Annotated in this window: 15 protein-coding genes; all 15 read right to left on the bottom strand. The window is 46.3% G+C overall.

Annotated features, from left to right (window positions below; genetic code table 11):
• Nucleotides 1-181 precede the first annotated feature (181 nt).
• A complete protein-coding gene (locus tag K6T91_00635) occupies nt 182-763 on the bottom strand; it encodes a hypothetical protein (protein MCL6471307.1) in 582 nt (193 codons plus the stop codon).
• 408 nt (nt 764-1,171) lie between these two features.
• Nucleotides 1,172-2,251, bottom strand: coding sequence for a flagellar motor switch protein FliN (fliN, locus tag K6T91_00640; GenBank protein MCL6471308.1), 1,080 nt, complete (start codon nt 2,249-2,251; stop codon nt 1,172-1,174).
• 11 nt (nt 2,252-2,262) lie between these two features.
• Nucleotides 2,263-3,246, bottom strand: a complete 984-nt coding sequence (fliM, locus tag K6T91_00645; protein ID MCL6471309.1) for a flagellar motor switch protein FliM — start codon at nt 3,244-3,246, stop codon at nt 2,263-2,265.
• A 32-nt stretch (nt 3,247-3,278) separates the two neighbouring features.
• Nucleotides 3,279-3,830 (bottom strand): flagellar basal body-associated FliL family protein, encoded by a 552-nt coding sequence (locus tag K6T91_00650; protein MCL6471310.1) that lies wholly within the window; start codon nt 3,828-3,830, stop codon nt 3,279-3,281.
• A gap of 115 nt (nt 3,831-3,945) precedes the next feature.
• Nucleotides 3,946-4,185 (bottom strand): flagellar FlbD family protein, encoded by a 240-nt coding sequence (locus K6T91_00655; protein MCL6471311.1) that lies wholly within the window; start codon nt 4,183-4,185, stop codon nt 3,946-3,948.
• 213 nt (nt 4,186-4,398) lie between these two features.
• Nucleotides 4,399-5,649, bottom strand: a complete 1,251-nt coding sequence (locus K6T91_00660) for a flagellar hook protein FlgE (GenBank protein MCL6471312.1) — start codon at nt 5,647-5,649, stop codon at nt 4,399-4,401.
• 139 nt (nt 5,650-5,788) lie between these two features.
• Nucleotides 5,789-6,169 carry a flagellar protein gene (locus tag K6T91_00665; protein ID MCL6471313.1) on the bottom strand — a complete coding sequence of 127 codons (381 nt, stop codon included), beginning with the start codon at nt 6,167-6,169 and terminating at the stop codon, nt 5,789-5,791.
• Between the two features lie 83 nt (nt 6,170-6,252).
• Nucleotides 6,253-6,702 (bottom strand): hypothetical protein, encoded by a 450-nt coding sequence (locus K6T91_00670; GenBank protein MCL6471314.1) that lies wholly within the window; start codon nt 6,700-6,702, stop codon nt 6,253-6,255.
• A gap of 12 nt (nt 6,703-6,714) precedes the next feature.
• On the bottom strand, nt 6,715-8,343 hold the full coding sequence (locus K6T91_00675) for a flagellar hook-length control protein FliK (protein MCL6471315.1): 1,629 nt from the start codon (nt 8,341-8,343) through the stop codon (nt 6,715-6,717).
• A 21-nt stretch (nt 8,344-8,364) separates the two neighbouring features.
• Complete coding sequence (locus tag K6T91_00680; GenBank protein MCL6471316.1) at nt 8,365-8,871, bottom strand: hypothetical protein; 507 nt, start codon at nt 8,869-8,871, stop codon at nt 8,365-8,367.
• A 147-nt stretch (nt 8,872-9,018) separates the two neighbouring features.
• On the bottom strand, nt 9,019-9,612 hold the full coding sequence (locus K6T91_00685) for a lytic transglycosylase domain-containing protein (protein MCL6471317.1): 594 nt from the start codon (nt 9,610-9,612) through the stop codon (nt 9,019-9,021).
• 98 nt (nt 9,613-9,710) lie between these two features.
• Nucleotides 9,711-10,172, bottom strand: coding sequence for a flagellar export protein FliJ (gene fliJ / locus K6T91_00690; GenBank protein ID MCL6471318.1), 462 nt, complete (start codon nt 10,170-10,172; stop codon nt 9,711-9,713).
• A 103-nt stretch (nt 10,173-10,275) separates the two neighbouring features.
• A complete protein-coding gene (gene fliI / locus K6T91_00695; protein MCL6471319.1) occupies nt 10,276-11,613 on the bottom strand; it encodes a flagellar protein export ATPase FliI in 1,338 nt (445 codons plus the stop codon).
• A complete protein-coding gene (locus K6T91_00700) occupies nt 11,597-12,298 on the bottom strand; it encodes a hypothetical protein (protein MCL6471320.1) in 702 nt (233 codons plus the stop codon). Before K6T91_00700 ends, fliI begins: the two co-directional genes overlap by 17 nt.
• Nucleotides 12,291-13,334: a flagellar motor switch protein FliG gene (gene fliG / locus K6T91_00705; protein ID MCL6471321.1), complete on the bottom strand. Its 1,044-nt coding sequence runs from the start codon at nt 13,332-13,334 to the stop codon at nt 12,291-12,293. The genes K6T91_00700 and fliG overlap by 8 nt, the downstream gene beginning before the upstream one ends.
• Between the last annotated feature and the right edge of the window lie 6 nt (nt 13,335-13,340).

The following is a 13,340-nucleotide window of genomic DNA, read 5'->3' on the forward strand; positions in this document are numbered from 1 at the left end:
GTCCCATAAAATTCTCTTTTGCCAATGTATCTCTCCTGCTCATCGGCTATAAACGCACTAAGATTGCAATTATTGTTACTAACTATTTTAGTCAAGCACTGAGGCTAAGTCAACGAATAATTCCTAGTTACTGGATTGGTTTAATAGAAGATAACAGCCCTTACTAGAGGGGTATCTTACGCTAGAATTCGCGAGCGATATCTAAAAGTGGGGCTAGGAGCGACCCGGGGGAGTTGCCGGCCTTCACCCTGGCTTTAATTACAACCGCCTGGTCCCCTTCCGCCCATCCGATTGCAGCATAAGTATCTGTATCTGTCCCAAAACTAGACATCGTTCCATTTAGCCATATCAATTGACGTCCCTGCCAGTAAGTATATCTTAACTGATAGATAGCTTCTGCCGCCTCTGTTTCGCTTCCATATTGGCTAATCGTAGCGGTAAAAGTTTCGATTTTGCTTCCCCCGTCCGTTGGCATATAAGTACGCATACTGACTTGGCCTTCGATGCTCTCCGCAATCATACTATAACCTGATATGCTGGTAGGGAAACCCGCTGCGGCGTTCTCCTTTAGGCCAACCTGCTTGCCGCCACCTGAACTTCTCTTTTCAGGGTAGAACCTGTTTTCAGGCCTGCTAACATCAGACCCTTTAACCTGGCTATCAAGTATAAGGGCAAGTGCAATAAGGAGCACAGAAAGGCAAAAAAATGTTGCCAGCAAGATTATCGCTATGTTGGTTATTCTTGCTTTTATGCCAGAGCCCACCGGTTTACCCCTACGGCTAACAATATAATCTCCTGCAAATATCTGCAATTATTATTCTACAGGATTTATGTGCTCTTGGAAGCCTGAATCAGCAAACAGAGAGGGTGCCGGTAAAAATATAGACCTAGGAGTTAGAAAATAGACACGGCGATCGATAAATAGGGGGAGGAAGAGCTCGGCAGCAGGACAAACCGGAAACCCTGAAGGAGAGCTTTCAGATGAGAGTTTGAGCCCTTCCTCATGTAAAGATATCGGCATACGCAGGTAAAACCTGTATAAGATTTCAAAAAATTATGCCTCAAACGGTGTCTGGTTAAATAGTGACTGGCAAAATGTATGGCTAAAGATTTGTATCAAACCTGGTCTTTAATCTAAAGACCATGACCTGCAACCTTAATTTCTTAATCTTTAGATGCTCTCAAGCCTAGCCCTAGGGCTCAATATTTCAGTAATCCTTATACCGAAGTTATCATCGATGACAACAACCTCTCCACGCGCTATAACTTTGCCGTTGACCAAGAACTCAACGGGCTCTGACGCTAATTTATCAAGTTCGATTACAGAGCCCTTTGATAGCCTTAGAATCTCCTCTATCGACATCTGTGTCTTGCCAAGTTCAATGGAGGCATCAAGCATTACGTCCAGTAGGAGTGATATGTTATTGTTGCCGCTTGCAGCATTTCCAGCATCCAGTGTCCCAAATTTTGCCGGCTGCGTACCCTGTGGAACCTCCCGAACCCGGGGTGATTCCTCTATGCTTGAGCTATAATTCTCCTCGTCTTCTTCAAGCCCAATATTCTGCCCAAAGTCAGATTCTGGTGCTTCAAGAGCACTTTCGCCCGCATCGTTTTGTATTCCCGGCGAACCTGCTTCAGCAGCCGATTGGTCGCTAAGCAAAATACCGATCATCTGCCTGCTTAAATCGCTTGGAAGCAGAAAACCTGTGTCAACAGCACCGTCTGGTAGTTTAAGCCCAGTTACCACACTTAAAAGGTTGCCATCTGGATACAAAAAGCCAATGCTACTAAAATCTGATGCATCCTGCAGCACGACTATATCGGTTATAGAACAATCAATATCATACCCCATACCCTGCGAAATATTTACCATTGCCTCAGATATAGCACCGCCGATAATTTCTTTAAGGCCCTCAAGGATAACCTCATCGTCTGCCCCAACTTCCTTAGCATCATCAGGAATCGCTAGATCAAAGATTTTAGGCAAGCCGTCTCCGTTTATGAACATAAAGAAGCTACCATCTACTGCCTGCCGGCAGGTAAGCTGGACAAGTAAGACAGGAGTAGCAACTATATTAGCGACTTCAGAAAGCTCTAATGCATTGACCGTTGAGGAATCCATGCCGACACTTTCGCTAAGCCTATCTCCTAGAGCCTTGGCAAAAGATGCCGTTATTAAATCACATATCTCACCAATTGCGCTTTTTTCTATTTCTGAGAGCTCTACTACATCTGGTTTTTCGTCGTTCATAGGGCAACTCCTTAAGTAGCTACTTTAGTGGTCTTTACTGCCAGCCTCTTTCCAATTATTCCGGGCTGGGCATAGAACTTAACTTTGTTATTAACCAAAACCCGAACGTCATGGTTGGCCGGGGTATCCAGCTGAATCGAATCGCCCGGCTTTAGTTGAAGTAAGTCCTTGACACTTATTTTAGTCCGTCCTAATTCGATTGAAACAGGCAGCTGCACCTGATTTAAATTTTCGCGTATCTTCCTGTTCTCAGCATTGTCGTTGCTCTTATGTTCAAACTTTGCCGAGAACCATACCTGTCTGGTAAGCTTCGGCATGATTGTCTCAAGGGTAAGATACGGCAGACAGATGCTCATGGCTCCGGTGGCCTCACCTATCCTTACCTCAAGGGTTGCTATAGCTACAATCTCGTTTGGAGGTACAACCTGTAGCAGTTGAGGGTTAGTCTCCAGCGACTCTATCGATGGCTCAACATCGTGGATTTCTGACCAGGCCATCCTGAAAGCCATTAATATTCTCTCGGCAACCTTTCTTATGATAACCTGTTCTATCTCGGTTAGATCTCTAACCTTAGTCGGCTGGTCTCCCATGCCACCGAGCAGTCTATCCAGAATAAGAAAAGTAAGTTCGGGGCTTATTTCTAAAACTGCACTTCCAGGCAAACCCTTCATCTTAAAAGTAATCAAAGAGCTTGGAGTTGGAAGTGATTCGACATACTCTTCAAATGATTGCTGTTCTACAGAAGCAAGACTGAAATTAATACTCTGGCGAACATAGACAAATAGAGCTGTTTTAAGATGACGCGAGAAGCCCTCATAGATCAACTCCATCGTGCTTAGATGGCTTTTTGAGAATTTGTCGGGATGCCGAAAGTTGTAGATGCGGACATGCTTTGCACTGGAAGGCATCGCCGAAGCTTCTTCTTCAAAGCTCTCCGATTGCCCCGCAGTAGACAAAAGTGCATTAATTTCCTCTTGTGTAAGCGTTCCGGCCATAATAAACTCCTACTATATCTATGGTAAGATTCTTACTGCATAATGAACGTTGTAAAGTAGACACGTTCAATTTTACCATAGCCAAGTAGAGAGTCTACCGCCTTTTTAATCTCAATCTTAAGCTTTTCTCTTCCTGCCGTATCCGAGATATCATCCATCGATTTAGATGACAAAATTGTTATTATTTTATCGTTGATTTGTGGCTTTCTTTCCTTTAGCTCATTCTCAAGCTCGGTGTTTTTGCTATCGATCTCAAAAGCTATCGCAGTCTGCAGGTAATTTTGACCGCCAACAAGATTAACTGTAAACGGGTCAAGAGTAATAAATTTTCCTAATTCCTTCTTTTTGGCCTGCTCTTCTTCCTTCTTTGTAGCAGCATTACCCTGAGCGACTTTAGTTATAACTAAAGCACTCCCAACCGCCAGGACAGACACCATAATAATCAGGATAGGTATCCTAAAAATCCTTAATTTAGAAATCATACCAGAACCCCTGCCGGCTTTGCCTTCTTTTTGAGACTCAGTCGGTTCGGCTTCTATAATCTCCTTTTCGTTTACTTTACTTACAGCTTTTTCTTCCGCCATGAACATACCCCTTGCAGATTTCTAAATATTAAGCACGTGTGGCTTTAATAATGAATGAAATTTTACTGGTGCTTTAGTGTTTTTTGATAGTTCTTTGAAGGATGGTTCGAAGATGCTAAGATGCTTTATGCTCCTCTGTGTGGCAGGCATGGTCTGTATATACTATAAGCCTTGGGCCACCTGCTTCCTGATAGTGCTCGACCACTTTTTTTGTTATTTCTTCGGGCGTTTCCCTGACCATAAACTTCTTGTTATTGATGAGAGTTACTACAGTATCTGGATTGGCTTCCACGACCTCTATTAAATTTGCGTTAATTGTAAATTCGCTTCCGTCAAGACGCGTAAGTTTTACCACAATTTACCCCGAAATGATCTTTTTACCGTAATTCCTGGCAGCGTATATACTAAAAGCTAAACTTTTTCTTACGGTTATTTTTATCGGCAGATTGGTAGCTCTACCTTAGCAAAAATAAAGTAAAATAGGGGCTTCTATGGAAGCCCCTATTTGAGTTAAACTATGCCACTTTAGCCGTTGATATGGCAATTTTAGCCTACCAATGGGCCGTTACTACCGCTTGAGATTTACCAGTTCCTGAAGCATTTCATCAGACGTGCTAATGATTCTCGAGTTGGCCTGAAAACCGCGCTGCGTGACGATCATGCTGGTAAACTCGCGGGACAGATCAACGTTTGCCATCTCTAGTGAGCCAGCTACCAGGGTTCCGGTCGCACCTTCCGCCGGAGCACCGTAGTGAAGCTCTCCGGAGTTATTGGATTGCCTGAACATTGATTGGCCTGACTTCATTAAACCCGCTGGGTTTCCGAACATGCCAAGGGCAATCCTTGCAAGCGGCTTGTTCATGCCGTTTGTAAATGTGCCGGTAATAGTACCATCAACGCCGATGAAGAAGTTCTCAAGAACACCCATCGGAAAGCCATCCTGATATTCGGCTTTAACATCGGATTTGTTCGCTGCAAACTGGATCGTCTTAGTAAAATCAAGTACGATGTCCTGGTTGGGTGCTGCGCCGCCACCCGGATCGACATTTAATGTTGGCGTTCCGCCTGTATTAATCGTGCCGTCTGGGTTATATGTGATTGTTCCGGTGTCGCCGCTATTTAGAACGATAGTATCACCAGCCTGCGGCAAAACGTCATACTGCCATGTGTTGTCCGCTGTTTTTGTAAAGGTTATTGTCAGGTAGTGGGCTACGCCTAGAGAATCATACACTTGGCGTGTCGTGGTTGCGGTGGTACCAAGAGATGCATCAGCATCAAGATTGCCTGTAAAAGTAACGCGGCCTGTAGCCTGAGAGATGCTTAATTGCCCTACCGGAACGTTAATATGGGTTGGATCCATACCGGTATCGATCTGCCCCGGCTTTGTTGAGTTATTATCCACCATCCAGCCCATCACATAGTATCCTGTTGCTGGGTCTACCAGGTCCTTCATTAAGTTAAGATCAAACGCGCCAACCCTAGTGTACACCTGGCCTTGGCCTGTATCCAGAACAAAAAAACCGTCACCCTGGATGGCTATATCGGTTGCCTTACCAGTTGATTCAAGCGACCCCTGGGTCATCAGTGTATCTATCGAGCGGACCATCATACCAAGGCCGGCCTGTTGCGGGTTTGAGCCACCGAGAGTTGCCGATGGGGCGCTTGCAGACCTTATAGTCTCATAAATCATATCCTGAAACGTTACACGGCTCGACTTAAAACCAACCGTATTTACGTTAGCAATGTTGTTTCCAATAACATCCATTCTTATCTGGTGGTTTCTTAAACCAGAAACCGCACTAAACATTGAGCGCATCATAGCGCATCTACCTCCCTAATTACCTTCATTCGTAGTTAAATTAATTGTAAGTTAGCCCCATGGTGAACTGGATATCCTAGTTGCTTCGGTCAATCCGCAACTACGAACTTCCTCTAGAGAGGTCCAGTTCTTTAAACGGTTACATGATCACGGCGCTATCAATATTGGTAAAAACATTCTCTTTAATGTTTTTGTCGTCAACCGCCGTGATAACGGTTTTGTTCTTTATGCTCACCACGAGAGCCAAGTTATCGATAAGTACAAGGGACTCGCGTGCTCCCTTGCTTGCAGCTTTCTCTACACCAGATTGAATCCGGTTGAGCTGAGACTCGCTTAACTTGATATTTCGCGCTTGAAGCCTGGCCTGTGCGTGGGCCGAGAACTTCACGCCCTGCATTTCACCGGCAAGAATATCCTTAAAGGACGGCCCAGCCTGCTTTTTTGCTTGCGTTTGCGTAACTTTCTTTTGCTCTACCGGCTTTACATGGTTAGGCTTCAGTTGATTGCCCGGCGCGAATATCTTATCTGTCACTTTGCTCCTCCTTCCTTGCCATATTATTCCTTTTGCCTAGTTATCGGCTGTTTAACTTAATCTCTTTGGCCTTACTGGTAGATTCTTGCTACATCGGCAAGTTTTACCTTTTGCCCTCCAACAATAAGCATGGGCTCACCATCTTCATACTTTACCTCTGATACAGTCCCTGAGACACTTGAGGTATCGATTTTGCCATCTCCATCCTTATCTACCCCCAGCGGGACGGTCCCCTCGACCTGTTTCCCTATTAAACTGCTGGCCTGGGTCATCTGTGACCACCTAAACATGCGGTCAAACTTGTCGTTTAAGTTCTGCATCTGCTCCAGCGCGTTAAACTGCGCAAGCTGAGCGATATACTCGGTATCCTTTGCAGGCTCAAGCGGGTCTTGGTAACGCATCTGGGTGATGAGCAGCTGTAAAAAGCTGTTCTTGCCAAGGCCTTCCCCCGTAGTCGATGGTGCACCAAGATAGCTTTGGCCATAGCCTAATGCTTTTTGCGTTGCCGAACTTACTTCCATTTGTATCACCTCCTACGCTAAGTAATTAACCGCCATATCAAGTCCTAGGCTTAGCCTAGTCCTAATTTTTTGGATCTCCTGAACTATCGCAGCTCTATCATAATTGCTCACGGCTCTTTCACGATGTTGGTGATCCGTATCGCGGCTATGACCTTCGTTGTTCTGGCCAACTGAAACATGGAATTCCTTGATTTTAAGTCCTTGCTCTTCTAGCGATTGTTTCAGATTGCCTAGATTTTCCTCGATTATCTGCTTTGCCTGGTGCGTTGAAGCATCAAGGACCGCTCTAATCGTACCGCCCTCGATAGTTAAGTGAATCTTAAGCTCGCCCAAGTACCTGGGCTTAAGCTGGATTCTGGCTTCGCTCCTCGCACCTGAAACTAAAACGTCAAGCTTCTCAACGAGCCTCTCAATAAGCTGCTTAGGATCGGCAGCCAACACAGAATCAGCAGCCGCACCGGACATTGCAGTGGATGAATCCTTTTGCGTCAGCTCTGTTGCGAAGGGCTGCTTATTCTCAACCGTATAACTATAATTCGATTGAGAGCCCGAACTTCCAGTGTTTGAAGTGGCGGCATCATTGGCAGAAGTATCTGTGCTCTTTGCATCCGCCGTTATTTGCTGTACGCCCGCTCCGCTTTGCGAGGCAAGTCCCTTATCAGCGACTGGCAGCTTAGCTGTATCCAGAGCAACATCGGTACTTTCGCCCTGGGCTATACCGGTTTGCTGAGCTGCTGCGTCTGCTGCCGGGAGGCTTTGCACAAGCGCCACGGGCACATCTGAACCATCGTCTGCTGCCGCAGCCTGCAGTAACTCGTTCATACCAGTAACGCCGGAAACCTGTGCCTCTGCTGTAACTTGGGAAGTGGCGCTAACCTGTCCGCCATCCGCAGCAGATACTGTGCCCCCGACTGCACTCTGCCCAGCAACCTGGTTGGCTGCGTTTTGCCTGACATGGAATCTCTCCATAAACATATCCCTGAGATGGATAGCCAGCTTGGTATCGATACCGCCCGCCAAAGCGCCATCTGTTTTACCTGCCTCTAGACCCATAAGGCTGAGCAGGTTGGCTACCAATTTATACTTGACCATATCCAGCTCCTGGTCTGACAGAGATTGTCCTGTCCTGTGAGCAAAAAGGCGCAGCTTTAATTTAAGAGAATCAGGCAAACCATCGGTTAGCCTACCAAGACCTCCCTTTCCCCCTTCACCAGAGCTGAGGCTGAAGTTGCCAAGAAGCTTAATAAACATATTGCGGGTGTTCGTATCGCCCTCCCCGACAGCCAAACCGCTTAATAGCTCGTCGAGAATAGGTACAATATCTTCCTTCTTTATATCGGTATTTCCGCTTTTTAGCGCTTCGATTATTAAGTTAATCAGTCTCTCTCCCAGCCTGGCAATTAAGTCTTCCATATCATAGCTATCCTGGGGCTTATCACCTCCCGCTATGAGCAACAGCAGTCCCTTCCTGATTTGTGGGTCAGAGTTTAAAGCTATGGCCTCGTCACTACCGTTTAGTTGGGCTGCAAATTCGCCCAATAAAGGTTCAAAGCCACCTGTTACCTTGGGGGATTTACCGGGTTGAGATTGTCCGGTGGGATTTAAGGATACTCCAAGGAATGGAGTCTCTACAATGTTCACGTGTTCACCTCCCTTCATGAGCTATTCTTGGGCATTTAAGCCCAAATCTTTACTCAGACCGGCGGCACGCTTAGCATCCATAGCAGCTAGAATCTCTGCTGCGTTTGATGCTTTCATCTTGCTCAATATAGTAACTGCTTCACTATCGGATAGCTCAGCAATTATTTTAGCCGCTTGGTCTGAATCCATGGATTCATAGATCTTTACCAGCTTATTAAGCTCTTGATTACTATCCTGGCTGGTAGCAGGTAATATTAAGTTTGTTGTTGTCGTTGTAACCGGTTGAGTCGTCGTGGTTGTCCCGGTTTTTTTCTCTGCTGCCTTAACCGTCGTAACAGGCGACTTAGCCTTACTTTTTTTATCGACTTTTTCCTTCGCAACATTAGCTTTTTTCTGCGCAGGGAACTTAATAACTCCGGTATATCTCAACGCAGCGACCAGGATCACCACATAAAGAACGATCAGCATGACCGCCAGCAATACCCCGTTTTTTTGCTTATTATTCTTAGCGTTTTGTTTAGCTGCCATATTCTAGCCCTTAAACCAATACCGCCGCCTTATACATTTACTAATAGCCGCCTTATATGTTTACTAATATTCTCTGATACTTGCCAATACTCCCTGCTTCAGGATTAAATCACCACAAGGAGGCCAGAAGTCCTGGTCCATAATAAATTAAAGGTCTTCCCCTCTAGCCCAAGAATTCAGCTCTTGCAAGCGGCTCATTATCCTTGCCACATAGCTTTGCGTCTCTTTAAAAGGCGGTATTCCGCCATATTTTTTCACATTACCCGGCCCAGCGTTATACGCTGCCAGCGCCAGCTCTATCGATCCAAAGCGGTCCAGCATCATTTTTAAATACCTGCTTCCACCGTCGATATTCTGCGCGGCATCAAATGCATCCTCTACTCCCATAGATTTTGCCGTTGCCGGCATAAGCTGCATGAGACCCATAGCTCCAGCTGGAGATTTAGCATTCGGATCAAAGCTAGATTCCGCCTCGATTACCGATCTTATAAGGTTATAATCTAAGCCATACTTCTCAGCAGAAGCCGCTATAAGGTCACTAAATTCGACCTCCTCACCGCTGGCGGCTTTTAAAAGTGCGGCTGCCGAAGCAGAGACTGACCTGCTTTTTTGGTCAGCATATTTTAGGGCCTCGGCAAAATTAGATAGGTCAGTCGATTTATCACCACTGCCAGGCAATCGCTTAACCGGAACCGAATCAAAAAGCCCTGTATCGACCGGATTTGTTGAGCCCGGCCCCATGCTTCTGCTTATTTGAGGGCTCGGCTGTATGGTGCCGTAACCAAAGCGGCTGCGGATATCCTGTATGCGGCTTATAATATGTCCGATACCGCCAAGCATTAAATCTCCTCCAGATTCGATCTTTTACGGTTATGCCGTATTGTCGCAAGCTCGTCGATTACACCCTGCTCAACACGCGCAAACTCCTTTTGGAACTCCTCGTACTGCTTATCATAGAGCTTCTCGAGAATCTTTTTATCTTTAGATGCCTCTATCAAGCGCTCTTGGGATCTTTTTACCTCGCTGGCTATCTCTGAAAGTTTGATTAGCTGCATTTCAATGTCACGCTCGACTTTATCTATATAGTTTGAATAAGCGGCAGCCTCGGCTGGATCAGGAGAAGTCTGCTGCTTTGCCCTAAAATCGTTATGAAGTCTTGTGAGCTTTTGCTTTAGCTCTTCAAGTACGGCTTTTTCAATCTTAAAAACCCTCTTGATATCAGCTAGCTCTTTTTTAAGTATGTCTTCTTTTTTCCGCCTGTGATGAAGAACAGGTTGTAGCTTGAATTTAAACTTGGGCATGTAATCCTCCGGATTACGTCTTGATGTGCCAAGGCTCCAACGTGTCGAACCTACTGCCTGCTATTACCCTGGCCCCTGGGATTCGGTCCCTGGGCCCTTTTTGTTATCCACCGTTATCCTTAAATATACTTTCTAAATGCTCGACAGTTCGCACGAAATCTTCTTTCTCGTCTACATCTTGTTTTAAAAAAGCCCTTACTGTATCAATTAACTCAATAGCGTAATCTATTTTTGGGTTGCTTCCACTAACATATGCACCGATATTTATCAGGTCTTCGGCCTCTTGATAGGTAGCAAGCGTATCTCTTAACTGTCCAGCAACTACCATGTGATCTTTGCTTACAATATCAGGCATTACCCTGCTTACACTCTGAAGTATATCTATCGCCGGATAATGGTTCTGCGATGCAAGCCTTCTTGAGAGAACTATATGGCCGTCCAGAATGCTTCTTACCGCATCGGCAATTGGCTCATTCATATCGTCTGCCTCGACCAGAACCGTATAAAGCCCGGTGGTCGTACCTCTGCTAGCGGTACCAGAGCGCTCGAGCAACTTCGGTAGAAGCGCAAACACAGATGGAGTGTATCCCCTCGTAGCAGGAGGCTCACCGATTGCCAACCCAACCTCACGCTGTGCCATCGCAAACCTTGTTACCGAGTCCATCATGAGCATGACATCGTTACCCTGATCTCTAAAATACTCGGCGATAGCAGTTGCAGTAAAAGCTCCTTTTAACCGTATAAGAGCAGGCTGGTCGGAAGTCGCAACAACTACAACTGAGCGAGAGAGGCCTTCTTCGCCTAAATCTTTCTCAATAAAGTCCCTAACCTCCCTGCCCCTTTCACCGATCAACCCAATGACGTTGATATCTGCCTCAGTGTTTCTCGCTATCATTCCAAGAAGCGTGCTTTTCCCAACACCGCTTCCGGCAAAGATGCCGATTCTTTGACCCTTCCCACAGGTCAGGATACCGTCGATGGCTCTTACCCCAAGAGCCAGGTGCTCACTTATCCTTTTTCTGGTTAAGGGATCCGGAGGCTTATTGTGCAGCGGATACTCCTTTGAGGTTAGTATTGGGCCCTTGCCATCAATGGGGCGACCCAAGCCATCGATCACACGCCCTAAAAGCGCACTTCCGACACCAACTGAGAGCGATCTGCCGCTTGCCACAACTTCACTTCCCGGCTTGATGCCGCTCATTTCACCAAGCGGCATCAGCAACACCCTGTTCTCTTTAAAACCGACAACTTCTGCGGCAACCGGTGGTTCGTTTCTTGATATCTGTATATGGCATAGTTCACCAACTTGAGCAGCAGGTCCACACGACTCTATGACAAGCCCGACAACCTGAATTACCTTGCCATTTTGTTTGATTGCCGAAATTTTCCTTACGGCATCGCTGAATTTATCAAAATCAAGGTCTTTAATCCCCTGCCTCATTGCCACTTACAACTCCTCTAAGAGCTTGCTCAACCTGATAAAGCTGTGACTGCACACGGGCGTCTACGTTGCCTGCACTTGTTTCAAGTATGCACCCGCCACGCTTAATCCTTCTATCTGCAATGATTTCGATCTTTTCGATCCTGTCGGCTATTGACATAAGCTCGTCTTTGTGAGCCCTCATAATTTCCAGATCATCTGGGCTGACCCTTATCTCAATATGTTCACGCTCTGCCGCAACCATAAGTGCCTTCCTTGCTACGTTAACTATCACCCTGGGATCGACTGTAACTTGCTCGCAGACTATCTTTTCAGCAATCTCTACTGCAAGATTTACGATATTCTCTTCAACAGAGTTTATAACCCTCCATTTCTCTTCAGCAGCCTGTTTGGCAATCGATATAATGGTGTCCAATGCCTTGGATATCTCAGCCCTTGCAGAATCCAGACCCTCCTGGTATCCCTTCTGGTAAGCTTCATGCTCAATTTGCCGAACCCTTCTTTCGGCCTCTTCGATAATCAAGCTGGCTCTGGTTACTGAGTCCTCAATAACGCCGGCTGCAGCGGTGCTTTCTGCGGCCAGCGTTTTACCGGTTTGAAAGTCCTCATCAGAAGATATGTCATTTGGTATGGGGTCAAAGTGAAGATTTCTGATTTTGTCGCTGTTTCGAATAATCCTAGACAATGATTTCTTCCTCTCCGCCGCGGGCGATAATAATCTCGCCATCCTCCTCCAAGCGGCGGACCGCATTTACGATCTCCTGCTGCGCTTCTTCGACATCTTTTAGACGAACCGGCCCAAGGAACTCCATATCTTCCCTGAGCATCTCACCTGCCCTTTGGGACATATTCGCAAATATTTTCTCTTTGAGATCGTCGTTTGCTGTCTTAAGCGCAAGCGCGAGTTTCTTGGAGTCGATTTCCCTAAGAACCCTTTGTACCGCACGGTCCTCGAGGTTGATGATATCCTCGAATGTAAATAGTTTTCTTCGGATCTCATCGGCAAGGTCCGGATTCTCATCCTCAAGTATTTCAAGGATAGCCTGCTCCGTCCCCCTATCAACCTGATTCAGTATCTTAACGGTCGCATCTATCCCGCCGCTTGTTGAATATTCCTGGCTCCTGGCAAGCGAGGATATTTTGGACTCTAGAATATTTTCTACCTCGGCGATAATATCCGGCGTCGTCCTGTCCATAAGCGCAACCCTTTTTACAACCTCGGCCCTCAGCTCTGGATCCAGCTGCTTAAGTATCACTGATGACTGCTCAGGACGTAAGTGAGTCAGGACAAGCGCTATAGTCTGTGGATGCTCATCTTCAATAAAGCTTGCAATCTCACTTGGGTCGGAGTTTCTAAGAAAATGAAACGGCGCGAGCTCGAGGGTTGCAGTCAGCCTCTCCATGATCTCCCTGGCCTTGTGTTTCCCAAGAGCTCTTTCAAGAATGTCGGTGGCATACTCTATACCGCCCTGCGTGATAAACTCCTGGGCCTCATAGAGGTCGTGAAACTCTCTGAGGACGCTATCGGTCACGTGCTGCGGCAGTTTTTCAACATGTGCTATCTCAGCGACCAAAAGTTCAACCTCAGATTCGTTTAACTTCTTCAGAACCTGGGCAGAGAGTTCGGCACCAAGCGAGAGCAAAAGCACTGCTGCTTTCTGCCGATCCGATATTTGCCTTAAGCCACCACTTGAGCGTTGTCTGGTCCTTGTAGGCGGCATATAAAC

Source organism: Bacillota bacterium (genome assembly GCA_023511485.1).
Taxonomy (GTDB): Bacteria; Actinomycetota; Aquicultoria; order Aquicultorales; family Aquicultoraceae; genus CADDYS01.

Bases quoted from the DNA above. Each gene is read 5' to 3' on its own strand.
- fliN (MCL6471308.1), bottom strand. From the start codon at position 2,251: ATGAACGACGAAAAACCAGATGTAGTAGAGCTCTCAGAAATAGAAAAA.
- K6T91_00660 (MCL6471312.1), bottom strand. From the start codon at position 5,649: ATGATGCGCTCAATGTTTAGTGCGGTTTCTGGTTTAAGAAACCACCAG.
- fliI (MCL6471319.1), bottom strand. From the start codon at position 11,613: ATGAGGCAGGGGATTAAAGACCTTGATTTTGATAAATTCAGCGATGCC.
- fliJ (MCL6471318.1), bottom strand. From the start codon at position 10,172: ATGCCCAAGTTTAAATTCAAGCTACAACCTGTTCTTCATCACAGGCGG.
- K6T91_00670 (MCL6471314.1), bottom strand. From the start codon at position 6,702: ATGGAAGTAAGTTCGGCAACGCAAAAAGCATTAGGCTATGGCCAAAGC.
- fliM (MCL6471309.1), bottom strand. From the start codon at position 3,246: ATGGCCGGAACGCTTACACAAGAGGAAATTAATGCACTTTTGTCTACT.
- K6T91_00650 (MCL6471310.1), bottom strand. From the start codon at position 3,830: ATGGCGGAAGAAAAAGCTGTAAGTAAAGTAAACGAAAAGGAGATTATA.
- fliG (MCL6471321.1), bottom strand. From the start codon at position 13,334: ATGCCGCCTACAAGGACCAGACAACGCTCAAGTGGTGGCTTAAGGCAA.
- K6T91_00680 (MCL6471316.1), bottom strand. From the start codon at position 8,871: ATGGCAGCTAAACAAAACGCTAAGAATAATAAGCAAAAAAACGGGGTA.
- K6T91_00685 (MCL6471317.1), bottom strand. From the start codon at position 9,612: ATGGGGCCGGGCTCAACAAATCCGGTCGATACAGGGCTTTTTGATTCG.